Raw genomic sequence first — 19,440 nt, 5'->3', positions numbered from 1 at the left:
TCCGCGGGATAAACATAGGTTGTCGCCAGCCGCTTTTACGATTTATCGCATTAATTGGGCTATTGCACCCGGGCTTTCAACGCCTGGCTGCCCCGGTCGATCTGGAACGGCTCCGTGGTCGGCTTGACCGTGTGCATCGGCACGATCCCGCCGAGCGCCAGATCCTCGTACGGCCTGCCGGTCGAGCCCCACGTGCGGGCCGTCACCTCGGTCCGCCCCACGGCGCTGCCCTGCGGGAGCCCGGTGATCGTCAGGATGAAGCGCGGCGGGCTGCCCGCCTTCACGTCGTCCACGAACGTGCTCCCGCCGCCGAGCAGCTTGCCCGCCTTGTCCCGCAGCAGCGCGTTCACCACCAGGCTGCCCGCCGGCACCTGGTACGGGTTCGACACGTACCCGGTGATCAGGTACGAGCCGTCCTTCTGGCGCAGCGTCTGCACCCGCGACACCGGGAACGGCCGGAACGCCGAGGCGATCCTGGCCGCCATCCGCCACTGGGCGGGCCGGTAGTCGATGCTCACCTTGACCGGCTTCTCCGACGCCCCGGCCTCGCCGGTGAACACCAGCGAGCCGCCCGGCGGCACCGCGTCCAGCGGCTGGTCCATCCGCACGACCTCGCGCCCGGCGGCGTCCTTGCCGACGACCGTGGCCACCACGTGCTCGCCGAAGTGCCACGGGTTGCGGTTGGTCAGCACGCCCGCCCAGTTGACGGTGTAGCCGCCGGCGGACTTGACCACGTTCGACGCCTGCTCCTTGAGCGTGAGCGGCTTGAGCTGCTGTTGCGGACGTTCCTCCGACGAGCACCCGGTGAGGCAGATCGCCCCGAGTGCGAGGAGGCTGACGGTTCGGCTACGCGGGATCACTTTGCCGTGATAACCCGTTCATGGGTACGGCAGGTCCGGGACACGCGCCAGCCGTACCAAAGCTTTAACGCGCCCGTACGACCCGCTTTTCATCCCAGACCGGCTCCGGCGCCTCGTACACCACCCCGTCGGACCCGAACACCAGGTAACGGTCGAAATCCGCGGCGAACCAGCGGTCGTGGGTGACCGCCAGCACCGTGCCGTCGAAGGCGTTCAGGCCGTCCTGCAGCGCCTCGGCGCTGGCCAGGTCGAGGTTGTCGGTCGGCTCGTCCAGCAGCAGCAGCGTGGCGCCGGACAGCTCCAGCAGCAGGATCTGCAGCCGGGCCTGCTGACCGCCGGACAGCGTGTCGAAGCGCTGCTCGGCGACCAGCCCGGCCAGCTCGTAGCGGGCCAGCGCCTTCATGGCCTCGTTCTTGAGCTTGGCGTGCTCGGTCATCACGATCTCGACCGGGGTGCGGCCGAGCAGGTCGGGCCTGGCGTGCGTCTGGGCGAAGTGGCCGGGCACCACGCGGGCGCCGAGCCTGGCGACGCCCGTGTGGGCGACCGGCTCGCCGGCGACCAGGCGCAGGAAGTGGGACTTGCCCGAGCCGTTGGAGCCGAGCACCGCGACCCGCTCGCCGTACCAGATCTCCAGGTCGAACGGCCGCATCAGGCCGGTCAGCTCCAGCCGCTCGCAGATGACCGCGCGCTTGCCGGTGCGGCCGCCCCGCAGGCGCATGCTGATGTTCTGGTCGCTGGGGGCCTGCTCGGGCGGCCCCGCCTCCTCGAACCTGCGCAGCCGCGTCTGGGCCGCGTGGTAGGGGGCGGCCATGCCGTCGTTGTAGCGCGCCTTGTTCTTCAGCATGTTGACCAGGGCCTTGAGCTTGGCGTGCTCCTCGTCCCAGCGGCGGCGCAGCTCGTCGAGGCGCTCGTTGCGGGCCCTGCGGGCCTCGGCGTAGGTGCCGAAGCCGCCGCCGTGGATCCAGATGTTGCCCGACTCGACGGTGACGATCCGGTCGGCCGCGTTGGCGAGCAGCTGCCGGTCGTGGCTGACCAGCAGCACGGTCTTGGGCGTCTCGCGGAGCTGGGCCTCCAGCCACTCCTTGCCCGGCACGTCGAGGTAGTTGTCGGGCTCGTCGAGCAGCAGCGTCTGGTCGGGACCGCGCAGCAGCGCCTCCAGGACGAGCCGCTTCTGCTCGCCGCCGGACAGGGTGGACACGTCGCGATATTTCACGTTGTCGTACGGCGCGCCGAGCGCGGCCACCGTGCACGTGTCCCAGAGCACCTCGATCTCGTAACCACCGGCGTCGGTGTAGTCGCTGATCGCCTGGGCGTAGCGGAGCTGCGCCTTCTCGTCGTCGCGCTCCATCATGACCAGCTCGGCCTTCTCCAGCCGCGCGGCCGCCTCCCGCACCGCCGGCGGGGCCACGCTCAGCAGCAGGTCGTGCACCGTGCTGCCGTCACGCACGCTGCCCACGAACTGCCGCATCACCCCGAGCCCGCCGGAGCTGGCGACGCTCCCCTCGACCGGCTGCAGGTCCCCCGCGACCAGGCGCATGAGCGTGGTCTTGCCCGCCCCGTTGGGCCCGACGAGCGCGGCCTTGACCCCCTCGCCGATCCGGAAGGACACGTCGTTGAGCAGCGGCCGCCCGTCGGGCAGCACATACGTCAGGTGGCCGACCTCGACGTGTCCCATGGCATTTCCCCTCCTACGGATCCCCGCGCAGGTTACACGCCGGTTTCAGCACCGGTCATCCCTATTTCCCCGCCCCCCGGAGCCGTACCGCGCTGACCAGCCGGGCGGCCACGACCACCGTGCAGCCGATCGCGGTGATCACCAGGCAGAGCGTGAACGTCGGGTAGAGGTAGGCCACCTGGATCCACATGATGTCGGCGCCCCGGGCCAGCACCCGGAAGATCGGGGCCAGCGCCGCGCACAGCGCGATCGGCGCCAGGTAGGGCAGCAGCCGCCACCGCTGCCGTCCCCTGCGCCGCGCCGCCCAGCGGCGGGAGCGCGCCACGCCCCGCGCCGCCAGGGCCACGGCCCCCGCGCCGGCCAGCAGGAAGAGCGCGTCCGTGACCAGGGTCGGTGACATCGGGGGGACCTCGGGCGTGCCTCCCTCGACGAGGGCGACGAGCCCGTCCAGGAGCGCGCGGGCGTCGCCGAAGGCCATGCCGGTGTTGGCCATGACCGCGACGCCGTAGCCGGAGCCGGGCATGAGGAGCTGGTGGGCCGTCGAGGTGAACAGGTCGCCGCCGTGCTCGATGACGGGCGTGCCGCGCCCGGTCCGGCCGAGCGACCAGCCGAGCGCGTACGAGTCGTTCAGGCGGGAGGGGGTGCGCATCTCCTTGACGCTCTCGGGCGACAAGATGCCGCCCTGCTGCGCGATCAGCCAGCGGGCCATGTCGGCGGCGGTGCTGAGGACGCCGCCCGAGCCGTTGCCGAACCCGGCCGGCTCCGGCGCCGGGACCGCCCGGCCGAGGACCATCAGGTGACCGCGGGCGCTGCCGGGCAGGTCGCGGTCGGTGTCGATGGTCGTGCTGTTGCGCATGCCGAGCGGCTCGAACACCCGCTCGCGCAGGTAACCGGCGAACGGCCGCCCGCTGACCACCTCGACGAGCCGGGCGGCGACCTGGTAGTTGGTGTTGTGGTAGCTGTAGTGCGTGCCCGGCTCGGCGGCGAGGCGGGCCGTCCTGAGCCGCGCCACGGCGCCCTCCAGCGTGCCGGGCTGCGGCAGGCTCTTCTCCCGGAAGGCCGAGTCGGCCATGCCCGACGTCTGGTCGAGCAGCTGCCTGACGGTGATCTTCGCCGCCCTCGGGTCCGCCGTCGCGAACTCGGGCAGATAGCCGCGCACCGGCCTGTCGAGCTCGACCAGGCCCTGCTCGACGAGCTGCATCACGGCCAGCGAGGTGAACGACTTGCTGACCGACGCGACGGCCATCGGGGTGTCGGCCGTGACCGGCTCACCGGCCGCGGTCCGGCCGTACCCGGCGGCGTGCACGACGCGCTCGCCCCTGGTGACGGCGACGGCGACGCCGGGCAGCCCCGTCGCCTCCTGGTAGCGCGTCACGAACGCGTCCACGGCCGCCGGCGTGACCTGACCGGGCGGCGACACGGGCGAAAGGGCGAGACAGAGCGCGATGACGAAATTTACTGACACGTACAGAAAGCTAGGGACGCCCCCTGCCCCGCGACCATTGCGGAACCCCGCCGTCTTCCTTACGGGGAACCGCCACCGTGGCCAGCCAGGCGACGACGACCAGCGGTGTGGCCTCGGCGGCCAGGAGGGTCTGCAGCCCCAGCGGTGTCGTCCCGGCGGCGACCGGCCGGACCAGCAGGATCAGCAGCGCACCCGTCCACGCGAGCGCGGGCAGGACGGCCTGGCGGTCAGGCGGCGCGCCCCGAGCGGCCAGGAGCAGCAGCGCCGCGAGCGCCAGCGCGCCCGCCGACGCCCAGTGGACGGCGTCGTCCTCGAACGGCCCGCGCGGAAGGCCCAGCCTGGCGGCGAGGGCCGCGACGACGAGGACGAGACCGGCGGGGCGCAGCAGCCGGGGCGCCCAGAGGGCCAGCAGCGCCAGCGCCAGCGGCAGTGCCGGTGCGACCCAGGGTCGCACCTGCTCGCCGGCGAGCGCCGGGGTGAGGGGCGCGTAGGCGAACCAGCCGAACGACTCCGGCAGCGGCTTCAGGCTGCCCAGCAGGGTCGGGACGGCGGCGGCGAGCACGGCGGCACTGCGGAGGACGGCGGTGGTGCGGGACATCGCGGCTCCGGCGCGGTCGGGGATCTGCCAGGAGCCTAGCCGGGCCTAGACAACAAGTGATCTAATCACTAGAACTGTACGGGAGCCCCCACCCCCAAGGACGTGTGCGATGGCGCGACTGCGTTCAGCCAGATCTGCCCTCCTGTCCCTCGTCGCCGTGACGGCCCTGGCGGTCGCGCCGCAGCAGGCCGTGGCGGCGCCGCCGAAGCCGGTGCCGTCGACGGCCGCCGCCGTTCCCGAGCAGCCGGCCACGCCCTCCCCGTGCGCTCCCGCGTTCCGGGGGACGACGATCGACCAGCGGCTGACCAGCCTGTTCACCAACTACGGCAACGACAACAGCCGCCTGGACGACTGGACCGGCGCCGACGGCACCTACTCGGTGCGGCTGCCGAACGGCCGGGAGGTGTGGGTGTTCTCCGACACGTTCCTGGGCCGGGTCAACCCCGACGGCAGCCGCCCGCCGGTCGTGGAGGAGGGCGGCACGACGGTCTTCCTCAACAACTCCTTCGCCGTCGAGCGCGACGGCAGGCTGCGCACCATCCACGACGGCACGGCGGCCGCGCCCACCGCCGTGATGAAGCCCCGCGACGGCGACCACTGGTTCTGGGCCGGTGACGCGACGCTCGCGGGCGGCCTGCTGGAGGTGACCTACCAGGAGTACGAGCGCTTCGGCCCCGGCGCGTGGGACTGGCGCTGGCACCGCAACGTGGTGGCGCGCTTCCCGCAGGGCCGGTTGGAGCGCCCGGTCAGCGTGCACGACCTGCCGTCCGGGCACGGCGTGGCGTGGGCCTCGGCGATCCTGAAGGACGGCGGCCACACCTACGTCTACGGCGTGGAGGACCTGGGCGGCGCCAAGTACATGCACCTGGCCAGGGTGAAGGGGCAGAGCCTGCTCGGCGAGTGGGAGTTCCGCACGGCCGGCGGCTCCTGGTCGAGGGACGAGGCGGATTCGGCCAGGCTGATGGCGGGCGTGGCGAACGAGTACAGCGTCAGCAAGGTCGGCAACGGCTATGTCCTGATAACTCATGACACGACCGAGGCGCTCAGCGCCAAGATCGTCGCGTACGCGTCCTGCTCCCCGACCGGCCCGTTCACCGGCAAGCAGGTCGTCTACACGACCCCCGAGACGAACGGCAACATCTTCACCTACAACGCCCACGCGCACCCCGCCATCGAGGGAGACGGCCTGGTGGTCTCCTACAACGTCAACAGCTTCGTCAACACCGACCACTACCGCGACGTGTCCATCTACCGGCCGCGCTTCCTCAACGTGAAGTTCGGCTGATGCGCAACTGGGCGGCGCGGCTGCGCCAGGGCACGCTCGACGGCATCGACTGCGTCACGCTGGAGAACGAGCTGCTGCGCGTGACCGTGCTGCCCGGCAAGGGCGGCGACGTGGTCGAGTTCCTGCACAAGCCGACCGACACCGACTTCGTCTGGCTGTCGCCGCAGGGCCTGCGCGACCCGCGCGGGCACCTCCAGGGCGCCGCCGACGACGTGGCCCCGTTCGCCGACCACTACGAGGGCGGCTGGCAGGAGGCGTTCCCCAACGGCGGCGCGCCCAGCACGTACCGGGGCGCCCGGCTGGCCCAGCACGGCGAGGTCTCCGGCCTGCCGTGGCGCTGCGAGGTCGTGGCCGACTCCGAGCAGGAGGTCGCGATCCGCCTGACCGTGCGCACCAGGCGGCTGCCGTACCGGATGGAGCGGACGATGCGGCTGCGGCCGGGCAGGGCCGTGCTGGAGGTCGAGGGGCGGGCGGCGAACGAGTCCGGCGTGGCGCTGCACGCGATGTGGGGACAGCACCTCGTGTACGGGGCGCCGTTCCTCAGGGCGGGCGCCCGGATCCGGCTGCCGGAGGGGGTGCGCGTGATCCCGCACGACACGCCGATCAACCCGCTCGGGCGGCGGGTGCGCGCGGGCGGGCCGTGGGAGTGGCCGGTGGTCCCGGCCGACGGCGGCGGCACCACCGACCTGAGCGTCGTGCCCGCGCGCGGCGGGCCGAGCGACATCGTCTACCTGACCGGGTTCGGCGATGACGGGTGGTACGAGCTCGGGGCCGGGCCCGGCATCCGGGTCGCCTGGGACGCCACGCTGCTGCCGTATCTGTGGATGTGGCAGGAGCTCGGCGCGAGCGCGGACTACCCCTGGTGGGGCCGGGCCTGCGTGCTGGGCCTGGAGCCGTTCGCCGGTCTGCCGACCGACGGGCTGGCGGCGGCCGTGGCCAACGGCACCGCGCTCGTCCTGGAGCCGTACGAGACCAAGACGCTGAAGTGGCGCGCGGAGGTGCTTGCGTGAGGGAGTTCGACGGGAAGGTGGCGCTGGTCACCGGCGGTTCGACGGGCATCGGGCGGGCGGTCGTGGACCGGCTGGCCGACGGCGGCGCGTCGGTGGTGTTCTGCGGGGCCGACGCGGAGTCGGCGTTCGAGAGCGAGCAGGTCACGGGCGTGGTCGCGGACGTGCGCCGGGCGGGCGACATGCGCGATCTGGTGGACCTGGCCGTGGCCAGGCACGGCGGCCTGGACGTCGTGGTGACGTGCGCGGGCGTGCAGCGTTACGGCACGGTGGTCGACACGCCGGAGGACGTCTGGGACGAGGTGATGGACGTCAACCTCAAGGGCGTCTTCCTGACCTGCAAGGCGGCCGTGCCCCGGCTGAAGGCGCGCGGCGGCGGGTCGATCGTGGTGATGTCGTCGGTGCAGGCGTTCGCCTCGCAGGCGCAGGTGGCCGCCTACACCGCGAGCAAGTCGGCGCTCAACGGGCTGACCAGGGCGATGGCGCTCGACCACGCCGCCGACGGCATCCGCGTCAACGTGGTCTGCCCGGGGTCGGTCGACACGCCGATGCTGCGCTGGGCGGCCGACCTGTGGCGCGGCGGCCTTTCGCAGGAGGAGCAGGTCGCCGAGTGGGGCCGGGCGCACCCGCTCGGCCGGGTGGCCAGGGCCGAGGAGGTCGCCGAGCTGGTGGCGTTCCTGGCCGGGCCGCGTTCGTCGTTCATCACCGGCGCGGAGCACCGGGTGGACGGCGGGCTGCTGGCCAGGAACCCGGCCGCGCTGCCGGAATAGCGGCGCCGCTCACTTTTACCCTCGGACGCGCGTCGATAACACAGCGCACGCGAAGCCTCACGCTAGGTTACGGGTGTTCCGAAGGACTCACCCCGATCAAGGAGACCCCTGTGAGGCTGTCCAAGCGTTTCGCCGGCGCCGTCGCCGCCGCGGCTCTGCTCACCGTCGTCGCCCCCGCGGCCACCGCCTCGGCGAGCCCCCGCTCCACCTGCTACGGCGGCAGGCTCTGCCTGTACGCGGGCTTCGACTACAACCGCGGGCAGGTCGACCACTGGCGCGACTTCGTCCACGACGACGCCAACTTCGCCGACAACAACTGGCTGACCTGGGACTACAGCAACTCCTGGCACAGCATGGACAACGAGACCAGCTCGGTCCGCAACCGCGTCGGCTGCCCGGTGACCCTGTGGCAGCACGCGTACTACACGGGTGCGCACAGCACGTTCCTGCACAACTCCAACGACGGCTTCCTGGCCAACAACGCGGTCGGCAACAACCGCGCCAGCTCGGTCGACATCTGGTGCCGCTGAGCTTTCCGGTGTCACTGAGCCGAAGCAGCGCCGGTTTCCGGATTTTTCCGGAAACCGGGCGCCGCGTGCCCCTACTCCTCGCCGCCCTCCTCCTGACCGGCTGCGCCACCCCGGAGCCACCGCCCGGCGTCACCTCGGTGGCCGACCTGGTGCTGCCGTTCGACGCCTACAAGCCCACCCCGGGCCAGCGCGCGGTCCTGGCCAACGCGCACAACCTGCTGGTCGTCCGGTGCATGCGCCGCCACGGCGTCACCGTGAACCCGCCCGCCGAGGACGAGGAGGCCATCGCGGCGGCCGACCCCGGCAACACCCGCCGCTACGGCGTCGCCGACCCGCGCCAGGCCGCCGAGCACGGCTACCACCTGGCCGGCGGCTCGCCCGCCAAGCCGTGGACGGCCAAGCTGACCAAGGCCGCGCGCAGGCAGCTCAACGGCCGCCAGGGCTGCCTCGACCGGGCCGACGCCCAGCTCAGCCGCGACACCCCCAAGGCCGACTGGTCATGGCTGGCCCTCCAGGACTCGCTCACTCTGGAGCAGGCCGCCAGGGAGCCCGCCGTGTCGCAGGCCGTCGACCGCTGGAAGGCGTGCATGGAACGGGCCGGCCACCCCTACCCGTCGCCGGAGGCCGCCATCGCCGACCGGCGCTGGAACCTGGAGAAGCCCGAGGTCAGCGACGAGGAGAAGCAGACCGCGAGCGCGGACGTGGCCTGCAAGTGGTCCTCCGGCCTGGTCGCCGCCTGGTACGCGGCCGACGCCGACCTGCAGCGGGCCGTCGTGCGCGACAACGACCGCCGCTTCGCCGCCTTCCGCGACAACCTGGGCCGGCGGCTCGACCGGGCGACCGCCCTGCTCAAGTGACCGCCCCGCTCGACCGTCAGACGGCGACCTCGACCGACACGGAGGGGTCGGCGAAGCGCTCGTTCGGCACCCGGGCGAACCAGCCGGGCCGGCCCGGGTCGCGGTCGTACGGGTAGCCGCCGGTCTCCCGGTAGAGCTCGGCGTAGCGGGCCACCCGCTCCCGGTCCAGCCGCACGCCCAGCCCGGGCCCCTGCGGCACCGCGATGGCGCCCTCCGCGTACGCCATCCGGCCGCCCTCGATCACGTCGTCCCGTAGCTGGTGGTAGTGGGCGTCGGCCGCGTACGTCAGGTTGGGCAGCACCGCGCCGAGGTGCAGCATGGTCGCGAGCTGGATGCCCAGCTCGCCGGAGGAGTGCACGGCCACGTCCACCTGGAACGTCTCGCACACCCCCGCCGCCTTGACGCACGGCCTGATGCCGCCCCAGAACGTGGTGTCCAGCAGCACCACGTCGGCGCCCCGGCGCAGCACGTTCGCGGCGAGCTGCTCGAAGTTGACCACCACGGTGTTGGTCGCGATCGGCACCCTGACCTGCTCGCGGACCAGCCGCAGCCCTTCCAGCCCGAAGACCGGGTCCTCCAGGTAGTCGTTGTCCAGGTGCTCGATGGCCCGGCCGAACCGGACGGCCTCGGCCATCGACAGCACCGCGTTCGGGTCGTAGCGGAACCGGTCGCCGGGGAACGCCTCGGCCAGCGCCCGGTAGCACTCCAGCTCGTAGTCCGGCGGGAACACGCCGCCCTTGAGCTTGTGGACGGTGAACCCGTGGGCCGCCTTGAGCGCGCGGGTCTGTTCGACGAGCTGGTCCGGCGTGCGCACCTCGGCGTAGCCGTCGGCGGCGTAGCGGTAGAACAGGTAGGAGGCGAACGGGACGGCGTCGCGCACCCGGCCGCCCAGCAGGTCGCACACCGGCACGCCGAGGTGCTGCCCGATCAGGTCGAGGCAGGCGAACTCGACGGCGGCCAGGAGCTGCGTCCGGTTGTTGTAGAGCGAGGCCGTCGGGTTCGCGATCTTGAAGCGGAGCGCTTCGAGCTGGAACGGGTCGTGGTCCTTCAGGTAGGGCACGAGCGCGCGGAACGCCGCCTCGGCGCTCTCGCCGCCGCCGCCCATCTCGCCCAGGCCGACGAGCCCGTTGTCGGCCTCGACCTCGACGATCGTGCGGACGAACCGGCCCCAGTGCGCGCCGTTGCTGTGCCGCAGCGGCGCCTCCAGAGGCACGGCGACCGTCGTGGCCCGGATGTCAACGATCTTCACAGGTCCCCCCAGACGACGGCGACCCCGCAGGCCGGGAGCCGTACCTTGACCGATTCCCCGTCAACCTCGGCAGGCCGCACGTCGTGGCCCAGGCCGGCGCTCACGCTCGCGCGGCGCAGGCCCGGCAGGGTGACCGTCACCTCGACGGGCTCGGGGGCCAGCGACTGCAGCCGTACCAGCGTGGACTCCCCGTCCCTGCCCAGCGAGGTCACCAGCACGTCCGGGTGGTCGGCCGACACGTACGTCCTGGCCGCCTCGCCGGCAGGCCCGGTGAGCAGCGCGCCCACGAACGGGTCGGTCAGCCCGGTGGCGGCCAGCGCGCCGAGCCGCCTGCCCGGGGCGCCCGCCTCCGACCTGACGGCGTAGCGGAACGTGGTCTCGCCCTGCTGCTGCGCCGGGAAGTTGGTGTCCCAGATGTTGTTGAGCGCCCACGAGTAGACCGTGCCGTCCTCCTGGTCGAGCGTCGGGGGGAACGGCGCGTACGGCATGTGGATGGTGCCGAGCTGCACCAGCGGCGCTTCCAGGGTGGCCCAGGCGACGGTCAGCTCCGGGTCCTCGAAGGCGATCCAGTGCCGGATCGGCAGCATGTACTCGGCCGAGCCGGGCACGCGCGGCACGTCAGGGCCGCCGACGCCGCCGGTCAGCTCCCAGGCCGTGGGCTGCCCGGTGGCCAGCGGGAAGGCCAGGAACACCGCCTCCTTGGCCGGGGTGCCCTGCTTGGCGAGCTGGTAGGTCAGGTCGAGGCGGGCGACGCCGTGGTGCAGCTCGACGGTGGTGCGCAGCCAGTCGACGCCTTTGCCGCGCAGCTCGACGACCAGCTTCTCGCCGACGGCGGTGCGCTCGGCCTTGACGATCGTGGCGTTGCCCGCGATGGCGCGGTCGCCGAGCAGGGTGCGGTCGTGCGCGCCGACGTGCCCGGACAGGTGGTTGAAGTGCGGGGCGGTGGCGTAGCGGTCGTAGACGTACTGGCCGAATCCGGCGGCGGCGTCCTGGTTGACCAGCTCGCGGCCGGCGACCTTGTCGAACACCGAGCCGATGTAGCCTTCGCGGACGTCGTAGGCGACCCGGTAGAACTCGTTCTCGATGACGCCGCCGGGGTCGAGGGCGACGGGCTCGGGGGCCTGCCGCTCGCCGCGCACGACGTCGAGCCGTACGTATCCGAATCCCGGAACATCCGGCACGACGGCGTGGACGTGCCGCCCGATCGGCCGCGTCGGCCAGTCCGCCGGATCGACGTACTCCTCGTGGTGCGGCACCGTCTCCCCGGTGCGCGCGTCCACCAGCGCGATCGGCACGTCCACCGGCACCACGTCCCTGGGCAGGAAGGTCCGCACCACGTCCGTCCGCGTCGCCGTCCCCGGGTTGAACACCGCGAACGCCGCCAGCGCCTCGCCACCCGAGCCCTCGGCCGACAGCGCCGCCGCGAACCTGCGCACGCCCGCCTGGAGCAGGTCCGCCGCGTCGTCCTGCGCGTCGTAGGCGCCCGACGACTTGCGCGTCCACTGCAGCCCGCCCGAGTCGCCCGCCTCCTCGGCGTCCTCCCACGGGTTGGCCGCGCCCCAGGTGTGCTCGTTGAACAGCGCCACCTTGTCGTAGGCGAGCCCGATCCGCTCCCCCGCGTCGACCCCGGCCAGCGTGTGCAGCGTCTCGGCCGTCCGCAACGCCGACTGCGCCCGCCGCACGTACCCGAGCGGGCGCGCCCCCGACCCGAGCCCGTCAGCCCACCAGTCGGTCCAGTCGCCCTCGTGCACGGCCAGCCGGTCGTGGTAGCGCTCGGCCACGTGGTCGAAGAAGTCGCTGTTGGCCGCCGAGCGCAGCCGCGGCCAGGCCCACTGCTCGTTCCAGCGCCGCGCGATCGACGCGGGCACGATCGACGGCCCGGCGTTGTCGGCGTGCGCGCCCTGCACCCGCAGGTGCAGCACGTCCAGCTCGTACGGCTCGCGCGGCGCGTCCGGCCCCTGCCACCCGAACGTGCCCGGCCCGTACGGGTAGCCGCGCGAGGCGAGCGCGGCCAGGTAGCGCGGCAGCAGGTCGTCGGCCAGCTCGTAGGAGTCGGTCAGCCCGACCGTGTTGCCCTCCATGTACGCCATGCCGTGGGGCGTGTCGGTGAACCACACGAGCAGTTCGTTCCCGCTCGGCGCCCGCCACCGGAACGGCCTGGTCAGCTTGTCGCCGCCGTGCAGGTACGGCACCGAGCGCCCGGCCCAGTTGTGCGCGGCGGCCAGGTAGCGCACGCCGGCCGCGTTCAGCGCGTCGATCAGCCCGACGACCGCGCCCGGCACGTCGGTGTGCATGGCCGAGCGCGCCGGGATGCCGTACGCCTGCCGCAGCTCGCCGGTGAAGCGGAGCTGCCGGTAGAGCTCCTCGGTCGAGCACGCCTCGGTGTGGAGCTGGAACGGCAGCGCCGTGACCTCGATGATCCCGGCGCGGGCCAGCGCGGCGAACTTCTCGACCTGCTCGGCGGGCCGGGCCTCCAGCCACTTCAGCGCGGGCATGGACGACTCGACCGACCAGCGGAACTTCGCGTCGTCGGGCCAGGAGGCGGTCTCCTCGCCCAGCCGGACGGCCGCGTCCAGGTAGTCCAGGTGGTGGCGCAGCACCGTGCCCTGCGGGTCGGTGTAGCCGATGTCCAGGTGCGAGTGGTGCACGACGAACACGTTCCACTTGCGCTGCGGCCCGACCGTGATCTGCACGGTGCCGACCACGCCGGCGTCGTCGCGGCACTCCAGCGTCAACGCGCGCGGCGCGCTCACCTCCGGCACCAGCAGCGTCACGTCGGTCCCTGAGGCGCTGTCGACGCCCACCAGCACGTGCGTGAGCGCCCGCGTGCTCGACACCCGCACCGCCTGCCGGCCGTCGTGGGTGAACAGCGGCAGCACCGCCACCCGCACCTCCAGCCCGCGCACGCTGATCACCGGCGTCGAGGTGTCGTCGCGCAGCGCCTGCCTGATCCCGTCGTAGTCCGGGGATCCGAGGCTGCGCTGCAGCAACCGGCTCGTCATCAAACACTCCCTAGAGACAGGCCCCGTGCGAAGAGGCGCTGGGTGGCGAGGAACAGCACGACCGTGGGCAGCGACACGACCAGGCCCGCCGCCAGGCCGACCGGGACGGGCGTCCCGGCGTACACGTCGGTCATCAGGCCGGCGAGCGCGGTCATGACGGGCCGCACCTCGGCGGTCTGCGTCAGCGTCAGGCCGAAGATCAGGTCGTTCCAGATGAAGGTGAACTCCAGGATGAACACGGCGGCCAGCGCGCTGGTGGCCAGCGGCAGGTAGATTCGCCAGAAGACGCGCCAGGTGGAGGCCCCGTCCATGCGGGCGGCCTCGAAGATCGAGAACGCCACCCCGCTGTAGAAGTTGCGCAGCACGAACGCGGCCAGCGGCACGTTGATCGCCGTGTAGATCAGGATCATGCCGAGGCGGCTGTCGTACAGCCCGGCGTCGCTGTAGCCGACGAACAGCGGCACGAGCAGCATCTGCGACGGGAAGACGGTGCCGCCGAACAGCAGCAGGAACCACCAGAAGCCGTGCCGCAGCCGCAGCACCACGATCGTGTAGCCGGCCAGCGCGCCGATGAGCACGCCGAGCGCGGGCGACACGACGCTGTAGAGGGCGGTGCTGGCCAGACTGGGGCCCAGGTCGGCGCCCTCCAGCGCGCGGGCGAAGTTGTCCAGCAGCGCGAAGTCGCCCGGCGGCGCCCAGGCCCGCGCCGGGTCGTACGACTCGGCCGGTCTGGAGGCGTTGACGATGAGCAGGTAGGTGGGCCCGAGCCAGATCAGCCCGAGCACGACGAGGACCGCGCGCCGGATCATCGCACCTGCCGCTTCAGGTAGAGGTAGGAGGCCAGCCCCGCGACCACGGTGAGCGCCACCGCGACCGTGGAGCCGTAACCGTAGTCGCCGGCCACGAACGTCTCCTTGTACATGGTCACGGCGAGCGTCTCGGAGTTGCGCCCCGGGCCGCCCTGCGTCAGGACCCAGACGATGTCGAACGTCTTCAGGCTCGCCACCAGCGCCAGCCCCACCACGACCGCGGTGAGCGGCCGCATCAGCGGCCAGATGACGTGGCGGAACAGCCGCCAGCCGGACGCCCCATCGAGCCGGGCCGCCTCGATCGGCCCCTTCGGGATCGACTGCAGCCCGACCACGAACAGCAGCGTGTTGACGCCGAGCTGCTGCCACGTCCACACGAGCAGCATCGCGATCGTGTTGTGCGGCGCCTTCTGCAGGAACGCGGTGTCGACGCCGAGGAGCAGATTGGCGACGCCGCCGTGCGACAGCACCGGGCTCCACACCATGGCCAGCCCGGCGCCGCTGAGCGCGTACGGGAGCATGAACGGCACCCGGTACCAGGCGCCGCCCCTGATGTCGTAGGACAGCACCGCCACCAGCAGGCCGAGGCCCACGGGCAGCGCCATCGTGCCGACGACCCAGATCAGCGTGTTGCCGGCCGAGGACAGCAGCACGGGGTCGTCGAAGAGCTTGGCGAAGTTGGCCAGGCCCGCCCATTCGGGCGGCGCCAGCCCGTCGTACCGGGTCAGGCTCAGGTACGCGGTCCACACGAACGGCGCGTAGAGCAGCCCGGCGACGAGCAGTGCGGCGGGGGCGACGTACCCGTGCCTGAACCTGCCGAGGATCGGGGCGCGCGTCACTGATGCGTGCTCCAGTACTCGTCGGCCTCCTTCTGGATCGTCTCCAGCACCTCCATGTACGTCCCGGGTTCGGTGACGAACTTGCTGAAACCGTCCAGGGCGGCTGTCAGGATGGGCGGCGGGGTGGCCTCGAAGTAGCGGTTGACCAGGCGGTACTCGCCGCTGCCCGCGTCCTTGGTGACCTGGCCGAGCGCCTCGTCCTCGATGGTGACCTTGGGGTTGGCGCTCACGTCGCCACGGATGCCGGCCCACTTCTTCTGGGCTTCGGCGGTGGTCCACCACTTGAGGTACTTCATGCTCGCGTCGGGGTCGGCGGCCTTGGCGAGGGAGCAGAGCGGGCCGCTCTCGAAGATCATCGAGGTCTTGGGCAGGCTCGCGTTCACGTTGGGGATGACGAAGAAGCCGTAGTCGGCGCCGGCTTTCATGTCGCGCTGGGTCATGCTGGTGTTGAACCAGGTGCCGAACGAGACCATCGCGGCCTTGCCGGTCTTCAGCACGTCGCCGGGGTCCGTTTTATCGCCCGGATTCATGAAATATCCGGCGTCGATGAGCTCTTTCCACTTCTCCATCACCGCGACCACGCCCGGATCGGTGTACTTCGCCTGACCCGTGGACAGCCGGTCGTACAGGTCGGGGTCCATCCCGGCCATGATCTGCTCGAACCAGACGAACGAGAACAGCACGCTGGTGTGGTAGAACGCCTTCACGTCGTGCTGCTTCAGCGTCTCGGCGATCTTGACCAGGTCCTCCCAGGTGGCCGGGGGCTTCAGGTCGTGCTCGTCGAAGATCTTCTTGTTGTAGAACATGCCCCAGTACGCGACGTTCATCGGCACGCAGTACTGCTTGCCGTCGATCGTGTAGTAGGGCGCCAGGTCCTGCGACAGGTCGCCGGCCTTGATGGCCTCCTGCCAGACGGCCGTGGTGTCGGCCACCTGCTTCTGCTTGACGATCTCCTGCAGCATCCCCCCGGTCTGCCAGGTGAAGAGGTCAGGCTTGACGTTCGTGCGGAACGAGGCCTTGATGAACGCCTGATACTGCGCGGAGTCGGTGTAGCCGGTGGGCTTCATGGACAGGCCGATGCTCTGCTTGGACGCAGCGCCCATCTCCTCGAAGTACTTGCTCCACGCGCCCTTGTCGTTGTAGAGGGTGAGCTCTGTCTTCTTCTGCGCCGTCTCGGCGCCGTTCCCGCCACAGGCGGCGAGAAGGACGGCCGCCACGCCGAGCGTGGCCACTCGTGACCGGACCATGTTCCCGGCCTCCTTGATCATTTGGGGGGGTTGTGCAACCGCTGCTCGATGACCGTCTTCACGTCCACCAGATGGGCCCGCATGCGCTCCCCGGCCAGCGTGGCGTCGCCCGCCTCGATGGCCTCCAGGATCGACAGGTGCTCGTCGTAGTCGCGGCGGCGGTCGTCGAAGATCTGCAGGATCTGGCGCTGCTCCGGCCCGTGGATCGTGAGCAGCGAGTCCACGACCTCGTGCAGCACGCTGTTGCCCGCCATCCGGGCGGCGGCCCGGTGGAAGGTCATGTTGGCGTCGTGCAGCTCGGCGTCCTGGCCGCGCAGGTGGTCGCCGGCGGCGGCGAGCACCCGCTTGAGCGCGGCCAGTTCCTCGGGCGAGCCGCGTTCGGCCGCCATCGCCGCCAGCGGCGGCTCGATGACGATCCGGGCGTCCAGCAGGTCGAGGAGCTGGGCGCCGTGCATCTCGCGCATGTTGGGGTTGGGCAGCACGAGCCGCTCGATCGCCGCCCCGACATAGATGCCGGAGCCGTGCCGCAGCTCGATGGCCCCGGTGGCCTCCAGCCTGCGCAGCGCCTCGCGCAGCGTCGGGGTGGTGACGGCGAAGCGCCGGGAGAGCTCCCTGGTGGATGGCAGCCGGTCACCCGGCCGGTGCCCGCCCGCGTGGATGAGCTCCAGCATGCGCTCGGTGAGAGCGTCGGAGAGGGTGGGCCGTGCTACCTCGGACATATCAAGTGATCTAATCACTTATCCGGGACGGCGTCTATGACGGAGTGCCGACTTTTCCGGTTCTCAGCGTTCGAGCAGCTTGCGCAACTGCTCGATCTGCTCCCTGCGTGACGCCTGCACCTGCGCCGCCCACCGCATGACCTCGGGATTGGCGCCGTCGAGCACCTCGGTCCCGGCCATCCGCGCCGCGTCGCCCTGATGCGCGATCAGCAGCGCCATCAGCTCCGGCTCCGGATCCTTCGCCTTCCGGAGCGCGTCGATCTTCTTCTGCTCGGTCTCCGGCAGCCCGCCGTGATGGTCGTGCGCCCCGTCGGGCGGCGTCAGCGGCTGCCCCCAGGCGTGCAGCCACCGCAGCATCATCTCGACCTCGCTCTGCTGCGTGGCGGCGATGGCCTCGGTCAGCGTCCTCAGCTCCGGCGTGGTCGCCCTGTCGGCGCCGACCTTGGCGATCTCGATGCCCTGCCGGTGGTGCTGCACCATCATCTGCACGAACATCACGTCGTCGGCGTTGACCGGAGGCGCCGCGGCCTCACCCGGCCCGCAGGCGACCGCCAGCAGGAGTCCCAGGGCCGCTAAGACGTACCTCATGTCACGCCAGCCTTACACGCCGGCAGCCCTCCGTCCACGGGCGGGGCTTGACTACGATAAGTAATCACTGTCTTACTGAGGGTGTTAGAGGTCGTCCCCGGACCGAAAGGGTCTCTGATGAAGGCATTCACCAAGCGAGCCGCCGCCGTCGCGCTCTGCGCCGCCGTCGCGCTGCCCGCCAGCGGCGTCGCCGCCCCCGCCAACGCCGCCGTCCATCAGGCAGCGGCGCTCCAGCGCGCCGCGGCCCAGTGCGCGGCCGGCGAGATCTGCTTCTGGCACGACCGCGACTACCGGGGCACCCCCTGGCGCTGGATGCCCTCCAACGGCTACCGCGACATGCCGCCCAACCTCCACGACCACGTCTACTCCTTCTACGCCAACGTCCGGGGCTGCTTCATCGACTACGACCCCCGCGAGTTCCGCAAGGTCAACATCGGCGACTACGCACAGGCGTACGACACCAACTTCGGCAAGCGCATCGACGCGGTGGCCCTCCACAGCGCCTGCTGACGCCGGGCCGGGTCTTCACGCACGCAAGGTCAGCGACTGGAACCGGGAGTGGTCCGCACCGACGGCATGGAAGTCCACGACCTCGAAGACCCGGCTCGCCCGCTCCACCAGCTCCTCGTCGCTCCGGAACGAGAAGAACCGGGGCGGCCACTGCTCGTCGTCCGCGAACTCCCCCTCCCCGGTCAGGCTGCCCCCGCCGTAGACGCCGAGAAAGAACAGCCCGCCCGGCCGCATCACCCGGTGGATCGCCTCCAGCACCGCGGGCAGGTCGCGGTCGGGCACGTGCAGCAGGCAGTTGAGCGCGTAGACGGCGTCGAACGAGCCGGGCGCGAAGTCCAGGCCCAGAAAGTCCATGACCCGGGCGTCGAGCCCCTTCTCCCGGCACCGCGCGACCATCTCCGGCGACAGGTCGACGGCCACCACGTCCAGGCCGTGATCACGGAAGTAGACGCTGTCCTGGCCGGTGCCCGCGCCGATCTCCAGCAGCTTGCCGCCGTCCGGCAGCCGGCCCAGGAACGCCTCCCGCTCGGCCTGCTTCCACGCCGCCTTGCCGCTCGCGTCGCGCTGCCGCGCGCTGCGGTCGTACGCCTCGCGCAGCGGCCCGAGTACGTCGTCGTAACGCGCGCTCATGGCAGGCCGGGGCGCACCAGCGCCTGTGCGAACGGCTCCCCGGTGCGGCGCGCGTACACCATCCGCGCCTTCACCTCCCCGAGCGTGCGCGGCCGGTAGCCGGGCCCGCCACAGCAGCTCCGAGGGAAGCGCACGCCCGCGTGCAGCAGCACCGACAGCACCCGCCACGCCGCGACGTCACGACGCCTCGGCGCCGCGAACGCCGTCCCGACGTGGATCAGCACCCCCGCGCAGCGCGGGCAGCGCCGCTCGGAGCCGCCGACATAGGGCTGCTTGTACGAGGCGCGGCACGGGAGACAGACGAAGGACGTCTTCGCATGAGACATGTGGTCGGCTCACCTCCCGGAGCAGTCGTCATCCTAGGCTCCGCCCGATCAGCGATCAACGAGATTGCCCCCGGACGCGAAGCGGCCCCCCGCGGGCAACCGCGAGGGGCCCAGGCGGACGATCAGAGCGTCAGGCAGCCCACGAGCGGGACTTCGGGCGGAATGACCACGGCTCCGAGCGGATCGGCGGCGCCCCCGGTGGTGCAGTTGGCCATCAGCACGGGATCGATCCGCTGGACCGAATCCAGGACCGAGATCTTTTTCGGGTCGACGACCGCGTGCGCGGCCGACGCCGGCAGCACCAGCCCACCGGCGACCACGACGACTGCGGCGAGCTTGCGGGGAGATGTACGCACTGAACCTCCATGGGTGTGTACGTGAACGACCATCGTTCATCACTGATGGTAGTTTTCAGGTAACACTCAGTACATGGCACGGGCATTAGAAAGCTCCCATGTACGCGCCCAGGCCGGC

20 protein-coding genes are annotated in these 19,440 nt (G+C 71.5%); 6 read left to right on the top strand and 14 right to left on the bottom strand.

Features of this window, described 5'->3' with window-relative positions; genetic code table 11:
- Nucleotides 1-59: 59 nt before the first annotated feature.
- From ACBI99_RS35385 to ACBI99_RS35370, 4 genes are all read right to left on the bottom strand, one after another.
- Nucleotides 60-860: a hypothetical protein gene (locus tag ACBI99_RS35385; RefSeq protein ID WP_219501350.1), complete on the bottom strand. Its 801-nt coding sequence runs from the start codon at nt 858-860 to the stop codon at nt 60-62.
- 64 nt (nt 861-924) lie between these two features.
- Nucleotides 925-2,535, bottom strand: a complete 1,611-nt coding sequence (locus ACBI99_RS35380; protein ID WP_364171171.1) for an ATP-binding cassette domain-containing protein — start codon at nt 2,533-2,535, stop codon at nt 925-927.
- Between the two features lie 61 nt (nt 2,536-2,596).
- Nucleotides 2,597-4,000, bottom strand: a complete 1,404-nt coding sequence (locus tag ACBI99_RS35375) for a serine hydrolase domain-containing protein (RefSeq protein ID WP_375074451.1) — start codon at nt 3,998-4,000, stop codon at nt 2,597-2,599.
- A gap of 10 nt (nt 4,001-4,010) precedes the next feature.
- Nucleotides 4,011-4,598 (bottom strand): hypothetical protein, encoded by a 588-nt coding sequence (locus ACBI99_RS35370; protein ID WP_219501345.1) that lies wholly within the window; start codon nt 4,596-4,598, stop codon nt 4,011-4,013.
- A 109-nt stretch (nt 4,599-4,707) separates the two neighbouring features.
- On the opposite strand from ACBI99_RS35370, the gene ACBI99_RS35365 reads away from it, so the two are divergent.
- From ACBI99_RS35365 to ACBI99_RS35345, 5 genes are all read left to right on the top strand, one after another.
- Complete coding sequence (locus ACBI99_RS35365; protein ID WP_375074450.1) at nt 4,708-5,883, top strand: DUF4185 domain-containing protein; 1,176 nt, start codon at nt 4,708-4,710, stop codon at nt 5,881-5,883.
- A complete protein-coding gene (locus tag ACBI99_RS35360; protein WP_375074449.1) occupies nt 5,883-6,893 on the top strand; it encodes a DUF4432 family protein in 1,011 nt (336 codons plus the stop codon). Before ACBI99_RS35365 ends, ACBI99_RS35360 begins: the two co-directional genes overlap by 1 nt.
- Nucleotides 6,890-7,660 (top strand): SDR family oxidoreductase, encoded by a 771-nt coding sequence (locus tag ACBI99_RS35355; RefSeq protein ID WP_357583076.1) that lies wholly within the window; start codon nt 6,890-6,892, stop codon nt 7,658-7,660. The genes ACBI99_RS35360 and ACBI99_RS35355 overlap by 4 nt, the downstream gene beginning before the upstream one ends.
- Nucleotides 7,661-7,770: 110 nt before the next feature.
- The gene (locus ACBI99_RS35350; RefSeq protein ID WP_219501326.1) at nt 7,771-8,190 is read left to right on the top strand and encodes a peptidase inhibitor family I36 protein; all 420 of its coding nucleotides are present in this window, start codon (nt 7,771-7,773) and stop codon (nt 8,188-8,190) included.
- A 65-nt stretch (nt 8,191-8,255) separates the two neighbouring features.
- Nucleotides 8,256-9,047 (top strand): hypothetical protein, encoded by a 792-nt coding sequence (locus ACBI99_RS35345; protein ID WP_357583074.1) that lies wholly within the window; start codon nt 8,256-8,258, stop codon nt 9,045-9,047.
- Between the two features lie 16 nt (nt 9,048-9,063).
- Here the strand turns inward: ACBI99_RS35345 and ACBI99_RS35340 are convergent, their stop codons facing one another.
- The 7 genes from ACBI99_RS35340 to ACBI99_RS35310 form a co-directional block, all read right to left on the bottom strand.
- Nucleotides 9,064-10,296, bottom strand: a complete 1,233-nt coding sequence (locus ACBI99_RS35340) for an enolase C-terminal domain-like protein (protein WP_219501322.1) — start codon at nt 10,294-10,296, stop codon at nt 9,064-9,066.
- Complete coding sequence (locus tag ACBI99_RS35335; protein ID WP_375074448.1) at nt 10,293-13,298, bottom strand: hypothetical protein; 3,006 nt, start codon at nt 13,296-13,298, stop codon at nt 10,293-10,295. Before ACBI99_RS35335 ends, ACBI99_RS35340 begins: the two co-directional genes overlap by 4 nt.
- On the bottom strand, nt 13,298-14,107 hold the full coding sequence (locus tag ACBI99_RS35330; protein WP_219501312.1) for a carbohydrate ABC transporter permease: 810 nt from the start codon (nt 14,105-14,107) through the stop codon (nt 13,298-13,300). Before ACBI99_RS35330 ends, ACBI99_RS35335 begins: the two co-directional genes overlap by 1 nt.
- A complete protein-coding gene (locus ACBI99_RS35325; RefSeq protein WP_308125629.1) occupies nt 14,104-14,946 on the bottom strand; it encodes a sugar ABC transporter permease in 843 nt (280 codons plus the stop codon). Before ACBI99_RS35325 ends, ACBI99_RS35330 begins: the two co-directional genes overlap by 4 nt.
- Nucleotides 14,943-16,193 carry an ABC transporter substrate-binding protein gene (locus ACBI99_RS35320; RefSeq protein WP_219501310.1) on the bottom strand — a complete coding sequence of 417 codons (1,251 nt, stop codon included), beginning with the start codon at nt 16,191-16,193 and terminating at the stop codon, nt 14,943-14,945. Before ACBI99_RS35320 ends, ACBI99_RS35325 begins: the two co-directional genes overlap by 4 nt.
- Before the next feature lie 17 nt (nt 16,194-16,210).
- Complete coding sequence (locus tag ACBI99_RS35315) at nt 16,211-16,912, bottom strand: FadR/GntR family transcriptional regulator (protein WP_375074447.1); 702 nt, start codon at nt 16,910-16,912, stop codon at nt 16,211-16,213.
- Between the two features lie 63 nt (nt 16,913-16,975).
- A complete protein-coding gene (locus ACBI99_RS35310) occupies nt 16,976-17,500 on the bottom strand; it encodes a DUF305 domain-containing protein (protein ID WP_357583070.1) in 525 nt (174 codons plus the stop codon).
- 117 nt (nt 17,501-17,617) lie between these two features.
- Here ACBI99_RS35310 and ACBI99_RS35305 point away from each other — a divergent pair, with 117 nt between their 5' ends.
- Nucleotides 17,618-18,010, top strand: a complete 393-nt coding sequence (locus ACBI99_RS35305) for a peptidase inhibitor family I36 protein (protein WP_375074446.1) — start codon at nt 17,618-17,620, stop codon at nt 18,008-18,010.
- A 15-nt stretch (nt 18,011-18,025) separates the two neighbouring features.
- Here ACBI99_RS35305 and ACBI99_RS35300 read toward each other — a convergent pair whose 3' ends face one another.
- The 3 genes from ACBI99_RS35300 to ACBI99_RS35290 all read right to left on the bottom strand — a co-directional run bounded on the left by ACBI99_RS35300 (nt 18,026) and on the right by ACBI99_RS35290 (nt 19,322).
- Nucleotides 18,026-18,640, bottom strand: a complete 615-nt coding sequence (locus ACBI99_RS35300; RefSeq protein ID WP_375074445.1) for a class I SAM-dependent methyltransferase — start codon at nt 18,638-18,640, stop codon at nt 18,026-18,028.
- On the bottom strand, nt 18,637-18,966 hold the full coding sequence (locus tag ACBI99_RS35295; protein WP_375074444.1) for a hypothetical protein: 330 nt from the start codon (nt 18,964-18,966) through the stop codon (nt 18,637-18,639). Before ACBI99_RS35295 ends, ACBI99_RS35300 begins: the two co-directional genes overlap by 4 nt.
- Nucleotides 18,967-19,088: 122 nt before the next feature.
- Nucleotides 19,089-19,322: a hypothetical protein gene (locus tag ACBI99_RS35290; protein WP_219501299.1), complete on the bottom strand. Its 234-nt coding sequence runs from the start codon at nt 19,320-19,322 to the stop codon at nt 19,089-19,091.
- Nucleotides 19,323-19,440 lie beyond the last annotated feature (118 nt).

This window comes from Nonomuraea sp. ATR24 (assembly GCF_041950485.1).
GTDB lineage: Bacteria > Actinomycetota > Actinomycetes > Streptosporangiales > Streptosporangiaceae > Nonomuraea > Nonomuraea ceibae.
This window is presented reverse-complemented; position numbering and strand designations above follow the sequence as displayed.